General features: G+C 50.9%; 18 protein-coding genes. 10 read left to right on the forward strand and 8 right to left on the reverse strand.

The genetic code is table 11. From position 1 onward, the window contains the following. Positions 1–2: 2 nt before the first annotated feature. From rsxC to gloA, 6 genes are read left to right on the forward strand one after another with little or no spacing between them, the layout of a single operon-like run. Positions 3–2,114 carry an electron transport complex subunit RsxC gene (gene rsxC, locus AGRI_RS04125; RefSeq protein WP_008983745.1) on the forward strand — a complete coding sequence of 704 codons (2,112 nt, stop codon included), beginning with the start codon at positions 3–5 and terminating at the stop codon, positions 2,112–2,114. After that, positions 2,111–3,178 (forward strand): electron transport complex subunit RsxD, encoded by a 1,068-nt coding sequence (gene rsxD, locus AGRI_RS04130; protein WP_008983746.1) that lies wholly within the window; start codon positions 2,111–2,113, stop codon positions 3,176–3,178. Before rsxC ends, rsxD begins: the two co-directional genes overlap by 4 nt. Next, a complete protein-coding gene (gene rsxG, locus AGRI_RS04135; protein ID WP_008983747.1) occupies positions 3,175–3,807 on the forward strand; it encodes an electron transport complex subunit RsxG in 633 nt (210 codons plus the stop codon). The genes rsxD and rsxG overlap by 4 nt, the downstream gene beginning before the upstream one ends. After that, positions 3,804–4,499, forward strand: coding sequence for an electron transport complex subunit E (locus tag AGRI_RS04140; RefSeq protein ID WP_008983748.1), 696 nt, complete (start codon positions 3,804–3,806; stop codon positions 4,497–4,499). Before rsxG ends, AGRI_RS04140 begins: the two co-directional genes overlap by 4 nt. A 7-nt stretch (positions 4,500–4,506) precedes the next feature. Continuing rightward, entirely contained in the window at positions 4,507–5,139 is a 633-nt protein-coding gene (nth, locus tag AGRI_RS04145) for an endonuclease III (RefSeq protein ID WP_008983749.1), read from the forward strand. Between the two features lie 9 nt (positions 5,140–5,148). Then, positions 5,149–5,550 (forward strand): lactoylglutathione lyase, encoded by a 402-nt coding sequence (gloA, locus tag AGRI_RS04150; RefSeq protein WP_008608213.1) that lies wholly within the window; start codon positions 5,149–5,151, stop codon positions 5,548–5,550. A gap of 15 nt (positions 5,551–5,565) precedes the next feature. On the opposite strand, the gene AGRI_RS04155 is transcribed toward gloA, so the two are convergent. The 6 genes from AGRI_RS04155 to AGRI_RS04180 all read right to left on the reverse strand — a co-directional run bounded on the left by AGRI_RS04155 (position 5,566) and on the right by AGRI_RS04180 (position 10,667). Beyond that, on the reverse strand, positions 5,566–6,435 hold the full coding sequence (locus AGRI_RS04155; protein ID WP_008983750.1) for a substrate-binding periplasmic protein: 870 nt from the start codon (positions 6,433–6,435) through the stop codon (positions 5,566–5,568). Positions 6,436–6,503: 68 nt separating this feature from the next. Next, positions 6,504–7,391, reverse strand: coding sequence for an aspartoacylase (locus AGRI_RS04160; protein WP_008983751.1), 888 nt, complete (start codon positions 7,389–7,391; stop codon positions 6,504–6,506). 141 nt (positions 7,392–7,532) lie between these two features. Further along, positions 7,533–7,739 carry a bacterioferritin-associated ferredoxin gene (locus AGRI_RS04165; protein WP_008983752.1) on the reverse strand — a complete coding sequence of 69 codons (207 nt, stop codon included), beginning with the start codon at positions 7,737–7,739 and terminating at the stop codon, positions 7,533–7,535. Between the two features lie 94 nt (positions 7,740–7,833). Continuing rightward, positions 7,834–9,036 carry an ABC transporter permease gene (locus tag AGRI_RS04170; protein ID WP_008983753.1) on the reverse strand — a complete coding sequence of 401 codons (1,203 nt, stop codon included), beginning with the start codon at positions 9,034–9,036 and terminating at the stop codon, positions 7,834–7,836. Further along, entirely contained in the window at positions 9,036–9,836 is an 801-nt protein-coding gene (locus AGRI_RS04175; protein ID WP_008608206.1) for an ABC transporter ATP-binding protein, read from the reverse strand. Before AGRI_RS04175 ends, AGRI_RS04170 begins: the two co-directional genes overlap by 1 nt. A 12-nt stretch (positions 9,837–9,848) precedes the next feature. Then, positions 9,849–10,667, reverse strand: a complete 819-nt coding sequence (locus AGRI_RS04180) for a DUF3025 domain-containing protein (protein WP_008983754.1) — start codon at positions 10,665–10,667, stop codon at positions 9,849–9,851. A gap of 153 nt (positions 10,668–10,820) precedes the next feature. On the opposite strand from AGRI_RS04180, the gene asnB reads away from it, so the two are divergent. Both asnB and AGRI_RS04190 read left to right on the forward strand, forming a co-directional pair. Next, positions 10,821–12,485, forward strand: coding sequence for an asparagine synthase B (gene asnB, locus AGRI_RS04185; RefSeq protein ID WP_008983755.1), 1,665 nt, complete (start codon positions 10,821–10,823; stop codon positions 12,483–12,485). 408 nt (positions 12,486–12,893) lie between these two features. Next, positions 12,894–14,045, forward strand: coding sequence for a hypothetical protein (locus tag AGRI_RS04190; RefSeq protein WP_008983756.1), 1,152 nt, complete (start codon positions 12,894–12,896; stop codon positions 14,043–14,045). On the opposite strand, the gene secF is transcribed toward AGRI_RS04190, so the two are convergent. Continuing rightward, positions 14,042–14,983, reverse strand: coding sequence for a protein translocase subunit SecF (gene secF / locus AGRI_RS04195; RefSeq protein WP_008983757.1), 942 nt, complete (start codon positions 14,981–14,983; stop codon positions 14,042–14,044). The two genes, AGRI_RS04190 and secF, sit on opposite strands and share 4 nt — an antisense overlap. A 79-nt stretch (positions 14,984–15,062) precedes the next feature. After that, positions 15,063–15,365, reverse strand: a complete 303-nt coding sequence (locus AGRI_RS04200; RefSeq protein WP_008983758.1) for a hypothetical protein — start codon at positions 15,363–15,365, stop codon at positions 15,063–15,065. Positions 15,366–15,581: 216 nt separating this feature from the next. Here AGRI_RS04200 and atcJ point away from each other — a divergent pair, with 216 nt between their 5' ends. Beyond that, complete coding sequence (atcJ, locus tag AGRI_RS04205; protein ID WP_008983759.1) at positions 15,582–15,866, forward strand: cold adaptation protein ActJcold adaptation protein ActJ; 285 nt, start codon at positions 15,582–15,584, stop codon at positions 15,864–15,866. A gap of 6 nt (positions 15,867–15,872) precedes the next feature. Continuing rightward, the gene (gene atcA, locus AGRI_RS04210) at positions 15,873–16,457 is read left to right on the forward strand and encodes a cold adaptation protein AtcA (RefSeq protein WP_008983760.1); all 585 of its coding nucleotides are present in this window, start codon (positions 15,873–15,875) and stop codon (positions 16,455–16,457) included. The last annotated feature ends 1 nt before the right edge of the window (position 16,458 follow it).

Raw genomic sequence — 16,458 nt, forward strand, 5'->3', positions numbered from 1 at the left:
CGGTGCCAACTTTATTTCAACAAATTCAAGCCGGAACCCTGTGGGATTTTCATGGTGGCATTCATCCTCCGGCGCGTAAAGCCCAAACCAGTGGTAAACCTCTGGTGCAAATGCCCTTGCCTGACCGGCTCTATATCCCCATAAGACAGCATATCGGTGTTGCCGGCCGACTGATTGTCAGTGCCGGTCAACGGGTGTTAAAAGGTCAACCGCTGACGGTGGCCGACAACTCCATGGCGGTGCCGGTGCATGCGCCGACCTCTGGCACTATTTTAAAAATTACAGAGCATACCAGCGCTCACCCGTCAGCCTTACCTGAAACCACTGTTATACTGGCGCCGGACGGCAAAGAGGAATGGCGCGATCGGCGTCCGCTAAACATTGCTACCGCTGATCGGCACAGTATTTTAGAACGCTTACAGGATAGTGGCATTGCTGGTATGGGTGGTGCAGGCTTCCCAACCCACTTAAAAGCCGGTATGACACAACCGGTTGACTACCTGATTATCAATGCAGTTGAATGCGAACCTTATATCAGTGCCGACGATGCGCTGATGCAGGAGGCGCCGACAACGATTGTCAAAGGCATCGATATTCTGTGCCAGCTGCTCAGCCCCAAGGCGGTGCTAATTGGCATTGAAGCCGACAAACCTATTGCGATTGCAGCGTTAAAAGCCGCTTGTAGCCAACGCGAACATTACTATGTGCGGGAAGTCCCGGTTAAGTACCCGTCTGGCGGCGAGAAACAATTAATTCAGCTTTTGACTAATAAAGAAGTCCCCGCGGGTCGGCGCCCGGCCGATATCGGCATAGTCATGCACAACGTGGCAACCGCTTTTGCTGTAGCGCAGGCAGTGCTGGATGATCATCCTTTGCTCTCCCGTATCGTCACAGTGACCGGTGAAACCGTGCTGCAGCCGCAAAACGTGTTAGCTCTGGTTGGCACGCCGGTGAGTGCGTTGCTGGATTTCTGTGGTTTTCAGAGTGAACCACGACAAAAGGTCATTATGGGTGGGCCGATGATGGGCTTTACCCTACCCGATCTGAGTGTACCCATCGTTAAAACCACCAATTGTATTCTGGCGCCGAGCACGACTGAATTACCGGATGCCGGACCAGAGCTGGATTGTATTCGCTGTGGTCAGTGTGCCGATGCCTGCCCGGCGACCTTATTGCCGCAACAATTGTTGTGGTACAGCAAGGCCAAAGATACCGATAAGTTAAAAGAATATCATCTGGCAGACTGTATTGAATGTGGCGCCTGCGCTTATGTTTGTCCGAGTGAGATCCCACTGGTGCAATATTATCGGGTCGCGAAAGCAGAAATCCGCGAGCAACAACGTGAAGCCCTGAAAGCAGAACAAGCCAAGGCGCGTTTTGAAGCCCGTAATGCGCGGCTCGAAGCAGAAAAGCAACAACGGCTGGCACGCAATCAACAGCTGGCAGCAACGCGGCAACAAGCTCAACCTGCTGACAGCCAGGATGCTGTCGCAGCCGCACTGGCCAGAGTTAAGGCTCAGCAAGACGCCAGCGCAGAGAAAAGTCGTGAACAGATTCTGGCTGAACGCGAACTGAGAAAGCAACAAGCATTGGCCTATCAGGCGCAAAAAGCCCAAACCAATGAGAGTGCGGCAACACAGTCAGATACTAAGACCCCAACTGCTGCCAGCGATACTGCCACGACTCAGAGCGCCGCTGCAGAAGCAGATAGTAAAGCCGCTGCCATTGCGGCAGCAGAGGATCCACGTAAAGCAGCCGTGGCTGCTGCACTCGCCAGAGCTAAGGCGCAGCGCGCCGCGGCCGAACCTCTGACACCAGCAGCGACAGCTGAGACAAAGCCTGTTAGTCCTGCTGATGCCGAACCGGCTGCGATGGCGCCAGTCAGCGATGATCCACGAAAAGCGGCCGTGGCTGCGGCACTGGCCCGGGCGAAAGCCAGACAGGCCGCAGCATCCGCAGAAAGCAGCCCAGAGCCCACGTCAAGCTCAGCCGCTGAAACCACGACACCAGTAGCCGAACAGCCGGACGCCCGCAAAGCTGCGGTCGCAGCGGCGTTGGCCAGGGCCAAAGCCCGTAAAGCACTGAGCAACGGGAACGGGAGCCAAACGGAATGAGTTTTAAAATAGCCAGTTCACCCCACCACCATAGTCAGCGCAGCACTCAGCAGCTGATGCAATGGGTCGCTTTAGCCGCCTTACCGGGGATCGCACTACAAGCCGTATTCTTTGGCTATGGCGTGATTGTGCAACTGCTATTAGCGATTAGCACAGCCTGGTTGTCTGAGGCACTGGTGTTGTGGCTACGTAAAAAACCAGTGTTACCACGCTTACTGGATCATAGTGCGCTGGTTACTGCGGTATTGCTGGCAATTTCTATCCCGCCATACGCTCCCTGGTGGCTAATAGTAATAGGCACGGCTTTTGCCATCATTATGGTGAAACAACTCTATGGTGGCCTTGGCAATAACCTGTTTAATCCGGCAATGGCCGCCTATGTTATGCTGCTCATCTCTTTTCCGGTACAAATGACGCAATGGCTACCCCCGGTTAGTCTGCAACAGGCTGCGCTTAGCCCACTGGATGCATTCTGTATGGTGTTCATGCAGTATAGTTGCAGCGGTTTTAGCCTGAGCCAATTACAGCTGGGTATTGATGGTACGACGCTGGCTACTCCGCTCGATACGCTGCGTCAGGATCTGAATAATGGCCTGACGGTCAGTGAAAGCCTGCAACGCCCGGTGTTTTTTGCCTTCGCCGGTACTGGCTGGCTCTGGGTTAATCTCGCTTATCTGCTCGGTGGCATGCTGTTAATCAAGCTCAAGGTGATTAGCTGGCGTATCCCGCTGGCTCTGCTAGCCGGCCTGGCGGTCCCAGCTTTGTTGTTCTGGCTCGGATCCTCCGGCGCCAGTCCAAGTCCGCTGTTTCATCTGTTTAGCGGCGCGACCATGTTGGCTGCCTTTTTTATTGCTACTGATCCGGTATCGGCATCGACCACTGATCGTGGCCGTTTATGGTATGGTGCCCTGATTGGTCTGCTGGTCTATATCATCCGCAGTTATGGCGGTTATCCGGATGCTTTTGCGTTCGCGGTATTACTGGCCAATATGTGCGTGCCACTTATCGATTACTATACCCGACCCAGAACTTACGGTCATAAAGCCAAGCGAGATGTTAAATGATTCGGTTTATCAGTAAAAATGCGCTGATTCTGGCTGCAGTCGCGTTAATCTGTGTGGCTATTTTAGGTATTGTCAATCAATTATCACAACCGCGGATCCAACAGCAATTATTGTTGAGCCGGTTAGCATTATTACAAGAAGTTTTGCCCGAACGGGCTGATGTTAAAACTTTGCTGGCCGACTGCGTTCTGATCACCGATGCCGAAGCACTGGGGCGACCAACAGCTCAGGCGGTATATCGCTGGCGTGACGCCGGGCAGCTACAAGCCTATGTGCTGGAAACCACGGCCCCAGACGGTTACAGCGGCAATATCGACTTACTGGTTGCAATCAGCCCACAAGGTCAGGTGCTCGGTACCAGGGTATTAAACCACCAGGAAACCCCCGGCTTGGGTGATAAAATTGAAAGCCGGCGCAGTGATTGGATCTTTAGTTTTAGTGGTAAGGACGCTACGGAGGTCAATCAAGCCCGTTGGGCAGTAAAAAAAGATGGCGGCGATTTTGATCAGTTTACCGGTGCCACCATCACACCACGCGCTATTGTCAATGCGGTATATCGTACCGCACAATTTGTGCAGCAACACCCCGAGCTGGCAAGCCTGTCAGCCAATTGTGAGGCCCGCCAATGAGTCAGTTTAAAGAAATTAGTTTGCAAGGTCTGTGGAAAAACAACCCTGGCCTGGTGCAACTGCTGGGGTTATGTCCGTTACTGGCGGTAACCGGTACTGTCACCAATGCCCTGGGGCTGGGGCTGGCAACCTTACTGGTGCTGCTGGGCTCGAATATCGTCGTCTCCCTGGTCCGTTTGCACGTACCGGATGAGATCCGCATTCCGATCTTTGTACTGATTATCGCCAGCTTTGTAACCGTGGTGCAGCTGTTGATGAATGCTTTTACCTTTGGCTTGTATCAGTCACTGGGGATCTTTATTCCACTGATCGTCACCAACTGTGCCATCATCGGCCGTGCCGAAGCCTTTGCGTCAAAGAATCCGCTGGGCCCGGCAGCGCTGGATGCCTTGATGATGGGGCTGGGTTTCTTACTGGTATTACTGACTTTGGGTGCGATGCGTGAAGTGCTGGGGCAAGGTACGTTATTTGATGGTGCAGATTTGCTATTGGGTGACTGGGCTAAGGTACTGCGTATCGAAGTATTCCATAGTGACAATCATTTCCTGCTGGCGATGTTACCCCCCGGCGCCTTCCTCGGCATGGGTTTATTGATCGCCCTGAAAAATGTCATTGACCAGCGCCAGGCGCGCCGCCAAACCATCGAGAAAGGCAGCATTACCCGTGCCAGAGTCACCGGCTCAGTACAGTAAGACACTAATGAATAAAACAAAACGTATCGAAATATTAAGCCGCTTGCGTGCGGCAAATCCGAACCCAACCACCGAGCTGGAATACAGCTCACCTTTTGAGTTATTGATCGCCGTCTTGCTGTCGGCGCAAGCGACGGACGTGGGTGTGAATAAAGCTACCCGTAAGCTATTTCCGGTGGCGCGTACGCCTGCAGCCATGCTGGCACTGGGGGTTGACGGCGTTAAAGATTATATTAAAACCATTGGCTTGTTTAATACCAAAGCTGAAAATGTCATCAAAACCTGTCGCATTCTGGTAGAACAGCATAACGGTGAGGTGCCGGAAAATCGCGAAGCGCTGGAAGCCCTGCCCGGTGTCGGCCGCAAAACGGCTAATGTGGTACTGAATACCGCCTTTCGCTGGCCGACGATAGCGGTCGATACCCATATCTTTCGGGTATCTAACCGTACCAAACTGGCGCCGGGTAAGAATGTCGATGAGGTGGAACAAAAACTGCTAAAAGTGGTACCGGCCGAGTTTAAACTGGATGTCCACCATTGGTTAATTCTGCATGGCCGTTACACCTGTGTCGCCCGTAAACCTAAGTGCGGCTCATGCCTGATTGAAGACCTTTGCGAGTTCAAAACGAAAACCGAATAGGAGTAGATAATGCGCATTCTGCATACGATGTTACGGGTTGGTAACCTGGAAAAATCCATCGCCTTTTATACCGAAGTATTGGGAATGAAATTGCTGCGGCAATCGGAAAACCCGGAATATAAATATACGCTGGCCTTCGTCGGTTATGGTGATGAGAGCAGTAACGCTGTACTGGAACTGACTTATAACTGGGGTGTAGACAGTTATGATTTAGGCTCAGCCTTTGGCCATATTGCGCTGGAGGTGGAAAACGTGTACGACGCCTGCGACAAAATCCGCGCCAAGGGCGGCGTCATCAGCCGGGAACCCGGGCCAGTTAAAGGTGGTACGACCGAGATTGCTTTTGTCCGGGATCCGGATAATTATGCGATTGAGTTAATTCAGAAAAAAGCCAGTTACCAGCAACTGTAAACTTAGCAGCCGCGCTTATGGCTCCTGGCCAGGCGCGGCCTCTATTGACGGAGCACGCTCTGCCCCGGTTTGCTGTATTGCAATTCTGCGTTGCGCCGCGCGCTCTAAACGCTGAATCAATTCATCTGAAAAAGTGTCCTGATACAACTTGCGCACCGTACCATCATTGAACATTAGATCGAGTTGTTGCTGCCATAGCGCAATTTCAGCGTCCGAAAAATCCAAAGAAAATGCCAGATAAAGCGATACTTCGCTAATCGGCTGTAATGGCACCAGATTCAGCCCGGCCTGCGTAAAACGTGGTCCATGGCGCAGCACGTTAAGTGGGGTCAGCTCAGCCCGCCCCAGGCGTAACATTTGCACACAATCGCCGGCTCGTGACATTAGAACCAGATTTTGGCCTTCGTTAAAGCCCATGCTTTCTAAAGCTTGTTGATAAGAAGCACCGCGATAACCACAAGCAACATAGCGTTGGCTGAGTTCAGCGGCGCTGATACTTAAACCAGCGAGCTCAGCCGGGCCATAAAGCTGCATATCGAAAAATTTAACCGGCCCCACCCATTTGAACAAGGCTTCGCGCTCCGGATTACGCACCGTTTCAAACAACACCGATCTTGGGGTTTGTTGCGCTCGCTGTATCGCTCGCGCCCAGGGCATTAAAAAATACGCTCCCTGTTGCTGCATCCTGCGACTGAGCTCCTGTACCAGCTCAACCATGACACCGGCCGGTACGCCCTGCTCGTTCAGGTAAGTGCCGGGCATACTGTGCTCTGTGATAAAGACCACCGTATTGTGACACTGCTCTTGCTTGCACTTTTCAGCAGCCGACACAGCAAAACCTGACAACAACAACGCCAGTAACAACACCCGGTAACGCAATGACATCTGAGTTAACTTCCTGTTATGGTTATTTCAGCTTTTGACTGCCAAGCATGGCTTACAGCCAAACATCCTTACAATTCAATCAGGACTTTCTCATTTAATGACATAGCCAGATTATTATCATAATAAGCGGCTTCATTGATAAAAGTCGGATACACCACCGTCTCTCCCTGATAGGGAACGACGGTACCGTCAAATAAGGTAAACAATGGGTCTCCCGGATGGATCGGCTGATAATCCCGATCCTGCACATTTTTATGTACCATGCCAATACGCTCACCACGTTCGTTCATCGGCAACTTGATACTATGCAAATAACGGAAAGCTTCGGTTTGTTTTGGTAAGGCCGGCAACGCATCCTTATTATAGAGCTCGACAAAATCCAAAATATGCTGCGTCATTCGGTGCATTAGCTCCAGCACATCTTGTCGTAATACCGACTGTGGCTGTGGTCCAACTTCTACCAGCACACCATAGCGACCCAAGGTACACATCAGCGCATGATCTTCAGCAGCAAAATGATCTTCATCACGCGAGATAATGGCTTCCGGCATTTTCATTTTGACGTAGGCAGCCAGCTTATTATAAAAGGGGCCGGCTTGCGTCAGGATTAGGCAGGCGCCCATATTGCTGGTGGTATTATGCAGGTCAATCAGCAGATCAATGCGGGCATTGCCTTTTGGCCCCAGTTGCGCATTCAGCACCTTGGCACGGCTTTGTTCGTAATTACTCAGGTCAGGATTCGCCAGATCGACGGTTTTAAATTGACGATTTAAATCACTGTGCAGGTAGCGTTTGTTGGCGTAGTGCGCTTCCGGGTTAGCCCAAACGGTTTCGGTAGTAAAGCTACTGCGAGTAATTTGCTCAGGTTGTTGCTGATACTGCTTTACCAGGTAAATGCCAGAGAATTCGTTCCCATGCACGCCGCCAACAATGGCAACCTGTTTGATCTGATCCATTTCCCAACTCCTAACTGTCAAAGTGCCGCCGGCCAGCAAAATGCCAAAACGATAAACCCTGATAAAAATCAGGGCTTATTATGGCGTTGTTTGGTTGTAATGAAAATAAGCAAAAGGTGGGGATTGCAGATTAATTCATACTTACGCAGCTGGCTTGGCCAGACTGTCGATTAATTGTTGCTGTTTTATCAGCTCATTATGCAGGATCTGCTGCGCCTGACAGACGCATTTGCCACATTGACTACCGACACCTAACTCTGCTTTTAACTCACGCATCGTTTCGGCACCGCCGGCAATAGCTTGCTTAATGGCTTTATCCGTTACCGCTTTGCAAATACAAACAAACATGGCGCAGCCTCTTCTCAGAAAACTGCGCCATCATAATATTATTGCGAATCGTTATCAATAGCTTTTTGATGCTGATTGACAAAAAGAGCCCTGCTTAACGAAACAGCACTTTTTCTTGCTGGAACCAGTGCACACAGAAGGCAATCAGTGCTGCCGCTAGAGCGACAGTCGCCCCGAAAATCAGCGCAATCATGGTGCCGTCTGCTGTACCTTTAATCAATTCCTTAATTGCCAGTGCGACATTCATTACCGGAATTAACGCCGTTTTCCCGGTCAACTCAACTCCCGGCATCATCGCTGCCGCCAGTGGCACAAACATCAGAATCGACAACGGGCTCATATAGTTTTGTGCTTCTTTAAAGGTTTTGGCGTAAATCGAAATCGCCAGCAGCAAGGAGGCAAAAATGGCTGAAGTTGGCACAATCATCAGGAAAATTAATAACAACTCAACCGTAGCAATGGCGCCCATCGCTTCCTGCACTACGGCAAAACCGGCAAAAGATCCGATAATGGCTCCCCAGATCCCAAAGCTGGCCACGGTGATCAGTGCCCCCGCTAAACCTGTGGTAAGCACGGTTAAAAACTTACCCAATACAATCGCTGAACGGCTTACCGGGCAAATCAACAAGGTTTCCAGCGTACCGCGCTCTTTTTCACCGGCGCCCATATCAATGGCCGGATAAGATGCACCCAGCAAACACAATGGAATCAGGATGTAAGCAATCAAGGCGCCAAACTTTTCACCAATATTTTCGCGTTTATCGGCCGTATCAACTTTTTGTACTGACACCGGTTTTAAAATAGCGGTCAGTTTTACCGGATCGACCCCCAGTGCTGATAAAGACTGGCGTTGTAACTGGCCGGTATAATTTTCCAGTAACTCATTAAAGTAACGTGACATAAAATCCAGCTGACTGGACTGATTATAAATCAGCTGCCACTGGCTTTGCTCAACACTCTGCTGCTTAGCCTGAAAATCGTCCGGGATCACTATCGCCACCGCGAACTCACCGGCACGAATTGCGGCCGTCAGCTCCTCCGGCGTCGTTAACGTCGACTCAACGCGGGTAAAGTTCTTGTGATAGAACAGGGCTTCAGCGAATTCAGGTGCCTGCTCTGCATTAACAATCACATACTTATGTTGCTCCTGCGCAGCTTTGGCTGTGGTAGAGGATAAGACCAGCCCCATAATGCCGAAAATCACCGGAAAGATAAAAATCGGTAGCAAAATAACAAAGATCAGCGTTTTACGATCGCGCATCAGCTCAGTGAGTTCTTTTAAATAAACCTGCCACATCAGGCTGCTCCTTGCTCATTGGATTGTTGTTTTAACACAGCTAAAAAGGCGTCACGCAAATCACCGGTCGGTGCCAGGGCTTTAAACTCCGCCAGATCACCGGAAAACGCACTGATCCCTTTATCAATCACTACCACCCGGTCACATAAGCTGGCCACTTCATCCAGATGGTGCGTAGAGAAAATCACCGGGGTACCGACCTGTTTTAAGCCTTTAATAAAATCCAGTACCGTCTGTACCGTCATAATATCCAGGCCGGTGGTGGGTTCGTCCAGGATCACCACCTTCGGCGAGTGCACCACCGCGCGGGCAATAGCAGTTTTTTGTTTCATACCGGTCGACATATTGTCGGCACGACGGCTGGCGAAGTCATGCATATTCAGCATGGTGAACAGCTCATCAATCCGTTGCTTTAAAGCGGCCTCCTTCATGCCGTGCAGTCGGCCGAAATAGGCAATATTTTCATAGGCACTCAGCTTACCGTACAGGCCGGTATCAGCCGATAAAAAACCAATTTGTTTGCGCGCTTTAACCGGCTCGCGCAGCACATCGACACCGTTAATCAGTACCGAGCCGGCATCCGGCTTCAATGCCGTAGAGAGCATGCGCAAGGTGGTGGTTTTACCGGCACCATTGGGGCCTAATAAACCCAATACTTCGCCCTGCCCGCAATGAAAACTAACATCACGCACCGAGCGAAATTCTTTATCGGCATAGCGCACATCCTGTTTTTCGGTATCAGAAAGTTTGCTGCCTTTACCAAGAGCAAATGCCTTGGCCAGATTTTTTATTTCAATCATCTGCCTGTCCTGTTATGGCCTTCTACGTGGACGAAAATAATCCGTATTTGCATAAAACTCCGCCTGTTGATTTGCGGCGTACCAACCCGGTACCCCCAGCAAGGGTAGCGGTGTTAGCTGCAGATTATCAAGCAGTAAGTGATTGTTAGCAATTTGCAGCAGCAGCTTTTCATCGAGAAAAGTGTAAGCATCTGTTAAAGACCACTGGCTAAAGCCCGTTGGCACCTCGATAAATAGTGCTTTGGCAGTTAAACCGATAAAAGGCACTGTTGCCATTTCATAAATGGCATGGCCAAAAATCAGCGGCCGCACCCCCTGCCACCAGTCAGCCCGCTGCAGCCAAAAGCTTTGTTGCCACTGGTGATCGCGCAGTAAGCCGGCATGTGCCACCGCTGAGGGTTCCAGACAAAGCACCACACCACACTCATCAAATAACGTCAGCTTATTGCGCAGCGGCGTGCGTTGTTTCTGGCCATACTGGGCGATCTCCGCGATATGCATTTGGTTTAACAGCGCCTTACTGCGGGGCAACAAACACCAAATCAGCGCCCCAAAAAAGTCATGCCAGTTTGCTGCCCGGGTCGGGATTTGCCGGGTGGCGAAAATAAAATCTTCATAGTAACGGCCATCCTGCTCCAATAGCGCATTTTCAACAAAGCTAAAGTCGGTGTTACTCCGCCAGTGGTTAAGCTGAGCCGGTTCGGGCCACTGACTCTGGTTTTGCAGAGGAAAACGCGCCACCAAATCAGTAAAAATGGGATTGGCCGTTAGTAAGGCGGCAGACCAGTCGGCAGGTGGGGTAAAACGGCTTTTTGATGAATTTTTCAGCATTGTTGACTTTCAGTAATCGGAGCAGTGATAAATTTCGCCCAGCAGCCCAAAAAGCACTTGCAATTTTAAGCGGGCATGGCACAGTCAGAGGGTACGTATAGACGTACATACTGCCAAACTATGTGTTATTTAATTTGATTATCAGAGGTTATCATGTGTTCGATATTTGGGGTGCTTGACATCAGAACCGATGTTAAAGCATTGCGCCAGCAGGCGCTGCAGTTATCTAAGTTATTACGTCATCGTGGCCCGGATTGGTCCGGGATCTGGAATAACGACAATGCCATTCTGGTGCACGAGCGCCTGGCCATCGTAGATACTGAAAATGGTGCCCAACCCCTCATTAATGATAATCGAAATCACATTCTGGCAGTGAATGGTGAGATCTACAATCACAAACAACTGGAAAAAAATCTGGCCACGCCCTATCCGTTTAAAACCAAGTCGGATTGTGAGGTCATTCTACCGCTGTACTTAGAGCACGGCGCTGAGTTTATCGACAGCCTGCATGGTATGTTTGCCTTTGTGCTGTATGACGCTGAACAAGACCGCTACCTGATTGCCCGTGATCATATCGGTATTATTCCGCTGTACTATGGCTATGACGAGCATGGTCAGTTGTTTGTGGCGTCAGAATTAAAGGCGCTGGTACCGGTCTGCAAGCAAATTAAAGAATTCCCACCAGGTCATTACTTTGACAGTAAAATTGGCGAGCTGCGTAAATACTATCAGCGCGACTGGATGCAGTTTGACGCGGTAAAAGATAACCCGGCCAGCGAGGCGGAGTTAAAAGCCGCGCTGGAACACAGTGTTAAAACCCACCTGATGTCAGACGTGCCCTATGGCGTGCTGTTATCCGGTGGTCTGGATTCGTCACTGATCTCGGCCATTGCCCAGCAATTTGCCAAGCGCCGGGTGGAAGATGATGATCAAAGCGAAGCCTGGTGGCCACGGCTGCACTCTTTTGCTGTTGGCTTGCCCGGCTCACCGGATCTGGCGGCTGCACAAAAGGTCGCGGACGCCATCGGTACTGTGCATCACACCATCCATTTTAGTGTACAGGAAGCCTTAGATGCGCTGCGTGATGTGATTTATCATTTAGAAACCTATGACGTTACCACCATCCGCGCTTCTACCCCGATGTATCTGATGGCACGCAAAATCAAAGCCATGGGCATTAAGATGGTGTTATCGGGCGAAGGCTCGGACGAAATCTTCGGCGGCTATCTGTATTTCCATAAGGCGCCCAACGCCAAAGAGTTCCACGAAGAGACGCTGCGTAAGCTCGAGCGCTTACATATGTTCGACTGTAACCGCGCCAACAAAGCGATGTCAGCCTGGGGTATTGAAGCCCGGGTGCCCTTCCTGGATAAGGAATTTATGGACGTGGCGATGCGTTTAAACCCGCAAGCGAAGATGTGCGGTGGCGGTAAGATGGAAAAGCATATCCTGCGTCAGGCCTTTGATGGTTTACTACCGAATGAGATCCTGTGGCGTCAGAAAGAGCAATTCTCGGATGGCGTTGGCTATAACTGGATCGACAGCCTGAAAGCCCATGCTGCGAAAGAGATCAGTGATCAGCAAATGGCGACCGCCAGCTTCCGCTTCCCGGTCAATACGCCGGATAGCAAAGAAGCCTATTACTATCGGGTGATCTTTGAAGAGCACTTCCCGCATGCTGGCGCCATTGCCTGTGTACCGGGCGGTAAATCCGTCGCCTGCTCGACGCCGGAAGCGCTGGCCTGGGATGCCAAAATGGCCGAGCTGACGGATCCGTCTGGTCGTGCCGTGCGCGATGTGCACGCTCAGGGTTATTAACCGCACAGCCAAGCGTAGATCAAGCCAAGCACCAACAATCTAAACCCGGTCCGCCGGGTTTTTTGTTGTCAATAGAGCACCATATAGTTTAAAAAATGCGTACCAGAATGCCTGAAAAAACCTCAATCAAGGCGTGATTGCGAAGGAATAGTGGCGCTCTTTCGAGCAATCAGAACGCAGAGTGAGGTTTTTTCAGGCATTCCCGAAGGGCGAGGCCATAAAACGCGCATGCTGCGTTAAGTTTTCTCGATTTAGGCCCACTAAACCTTCAAAAACTTGCCTTGCCCGCGCGCTTTTTGGCTCTCGCTGGTGTCGATTTTTTAAACTATATGGTGCTCTGGCACAGCAAAACTTGAATTGTCATCCGACACTGGCAGAATACGCCTTTTATTTCCGGACTATTCGCTAATGAAACCTGCTGTTACGTCTTTACTTTTCGCCGCTGGCTGCACTCTCAACCTTGCTGGCAACCTTGCTGGCAGCCATGCTGTCGCGGCAGATACGCCTGCGCTATGGTTAACCGAACAGCATCTCGCTGGCCAATGGCTCACCGATGGCAATGGGCAGACGATCCCAGACCCACAAAGCTCAGGGTTAACCTACCGCCATGGTGAACTGGTACATATTGGCGATAATAGCGCGACCCCAGCACTAAGAAACAAGCTGCTGCGGATCAACCCGGCAACCGGGCAGCTGGTCGCGCCCCCGCTCGCCATTAGCGTCAACCCGGCGCTAAAACAGAGCTGCTTTGCCGAGCTGTTAGCCGGCGATCCAGACTGGGAATCCCTGACCTGGGATCGTCTGGACGACAGCACGCTAATCAGCGTCACCGAAGACTCAAGCAAATTTCACTTAACCGCAGATTGCGCCCGGCGCTTCGGCGTTACCCATTCCACCGCCTATCCGACCTTACTGGTAAAAATCCGAACCGATAAAGCCTTAAGCTTTGCCGAAATCGTGGCAGTGCGGCCAGTACAGTTCCCGGCAGCAGCTCAGGTTGGTAACTTCCCAAATGATGGCATTGAAGGCCTGGCGTTTGACAATCAGCGTAACCTGTATCTGGCGCTGGAGCAGAATCAGGCCAATGCGCCGATGCTCTTTGTCACGCCCTATAGCGACGATTTCTGGCTCAGCGATGATTTTGTTAAGATTACTGACCTCAAGTTGCCGCTGCCGGTACCGGATGCCAAAGATCACCCGATCAATGGTCTGGACTTTCTGCCGGCCAGAAAAGAGGGGCATCCCGGCTATCTGCTGGCTGCGGCACGCAATGATGATCAGCTCTGGGTGCTGGATTTAAGCCGGCAGCAACCGGCAAAGGTGGTTCCACTGCGCTTTTACGCGCCTACCCGTCCAGACACCAGTTGCCCGCCCTATGAGCCGCTGGCTAATACCTCGATCGAGGGTGTTGCCGTGGTAGGTGATCAGGTGGCGCTCGTCAATGATCCATGGCAGCGGCATTATCCGGAGAATATTCAATGTCCGGATAATGCTGCGGCGTTTCGGCAATTCTCACCGCTAATCTTCAAGCTGGCTATTGACCCACGCTGGTTTAATTAGACTAAAGGCTCACCTTCTTCCGTTTCAACCGGCTTCGGTGGCATCAAGTCTTCACGACTCAGCCCCAGTAACACTGCCACCGAGCTGGCAACATAAACGGAAGAGTAGGTTCCCACAGCAATACCAAACAGCAGTGCAGTGGCAAAGCCATGGATTAAAGCACCGCCTTTAAAATACAGTACAAATAGCACTAGCATAGTGGTCGCCGAGGTGATCACGGTGCGGTTTAGGGTGGAGGTAATGGCCTGATTGACCGTTTCTAATACGCTTTCATCCCGCAGCTTACGGAACATTTCCCGTACCCGGTCAAACACCACAATCGTATCGTTAATCGAGTAACCAATTAACGCCAGAATGGCTGCCAGTACCGTTAAATCAAATTCAATTTGCAGCAGTGAAAACAAGCCCAGCGTTAAAATCACATCATGTGCCAGCGCCAGTACCGCACCCAAGGATAAACGCCATTCAAAACGAAAACCAACGTAAACCAGGATCCCCAGTAAGGCAACCAGTACTGCCAGCCCACCATCCTGTTTTAGTTCTTCACCGACGCTCGGGCCGACAAACTCAACCCGACTCAGCGTCATCGCGACATCACTTTGTGCCTGCAATAGCTGAAACACTTGCTCGCCAAGCTGCTGCTGCACAGCGCTGGCGCCTGAAGGTAAGCGCACCAGCACATCGTTACTGCTGCCAAAAAACTGCACCACCGCTTCGGCATAGCCGGCCTGTGTCAGATGTTGACGCAATAAGTCCAGATTAGCCGCCTGGGCAAAACTTAATTCCAGCACGGTGCCGCCGGTAAAATCCAGACCCCAGTTAATCCCCCGGGTAAGTAACAGCACAATAGACAACAGTACCAATAACGAGGAAAGCCCGACGGCAAACCAGCGAAAACGCATAAAATTTAAAGAGGTATCAAACTTAAATAGCTGCATAACAGCTCCATAACAATAAACCATAGCTAACGCGGATCAGTGACTGACCCAGCAACAAAAACAGCAAGCGATAACAGGTTTATTGTTGTGGTGGTGCGCGGGCACTAAAGCTGGGATGGAATGGGGTCTGATAAAAGTAAAAAACCGTAGCATTAAGCAGCTGGGAACCAGTTACAGCGATAGCTAACGGGCTGATACTGGCAGTATCATCATTGTCGTCAGCGGCGGTAGCACGCTCATTTAAGCTGTAAACTTTTGCGGTGACGGCCGTTATCTGATGATCAGCAAGTGGCGCCAGCCGTAAATCTTGCACGGCAAAGCCTTGTGGCGTGCACAACAAGCTTAAATACAACAGGATGGCAAAACCGCTAAACCAGCGCATACATCTCCGCAACAGACAGGGTTCCCGGCAGGGAATCCACTTGTTAATGATGACGGTGCCCGGCAAAATTAACAAGAGGCAGTGATAAAAAAACTGTCGCTATGCCCCGCCCCTGGCAATCTGCTATGATCTGCGCTTTAGCTTTGCAGCTAAGTTTGCTGCAAAAAAGTTGCGATACGGCGCTAACCGTCTTTGGCGGTCTGAGGATTAACAGCTATGCAAAATCACTTTCGGGTACTGGGAATAAAATCCAATGCCAGTGAGGATGAAATTAAAAAGGCCTACCGACGCTTAGCCAATAAGTATCACCCGGACAAGCTACATGGCCAGACCGAAGAGGAACAGGCACAAGCCGCGATGCAATTGCAGCGCGTCAAAACAGCTTATGAGGTGCTGTCTGATCCCAAGCAGCGCAGTGCTTTTTTAAAAGATTTCAATAACGTTATCGTTTCTGATCCTACTGCCGCGATGCGTGAGCTGTGGGATGAATATTATGGGTGAAGCCAGATGGCAAAAAAGTTAAATCTGTCACATATCCGCCAGTTACAAACTGATGCTAAAGAAAATATCGAATCTTACAGCGATCCGGAAAACCCGAAAGCGCTGGAACAGTTCACCAGTAAAATGAAAGCGGTACTGTTAGCTGATCCGGCAATGCTGGAATCCGTGCCTGAATACCTGCCACTGGCCCTGGCCGGCCGGGTACAATTTCCGGCTGCAGCCAAAACGCAATGGCGACAATGGCTGGCCAGCGGCAAAATGCCGTCATGGGATGAGTTTAAAGTTTCAATTGCGTTTAATAATGCCGATCTGCCTTTAGTCAAAGCGGTCAGAGCCCACTCTGAAAGCTTATTGATTGAAGCCTGTGCTGCATTATTTTTACTGGCTGAAGATAAGCCGCTGCCCGCCGCCAAACGTAAAGCCAAACAAGATGCTGACGACGATAGCTACGAAGCAGATGAGCAGGCAGCGGACGAAGATGAAGACTATACCGCCGACGATTATGATGGCTACGCTGCCGAGGATGACGACAGCGACGAAGAAGGCTATGACGATCAATATGATGAAATCCGCTTTAAGCACGAGGGCTAAT

Origin of the sequence: Alishewanella agri BL06, assembly GCF_000272005.1 — a bacterium.
Lineage (GTDB): Bacteria > Pseudomonadota > Gammaproteobacteria > Enterobacterales > Alteromonadaceae > Alishewanella > Alishewanella agri.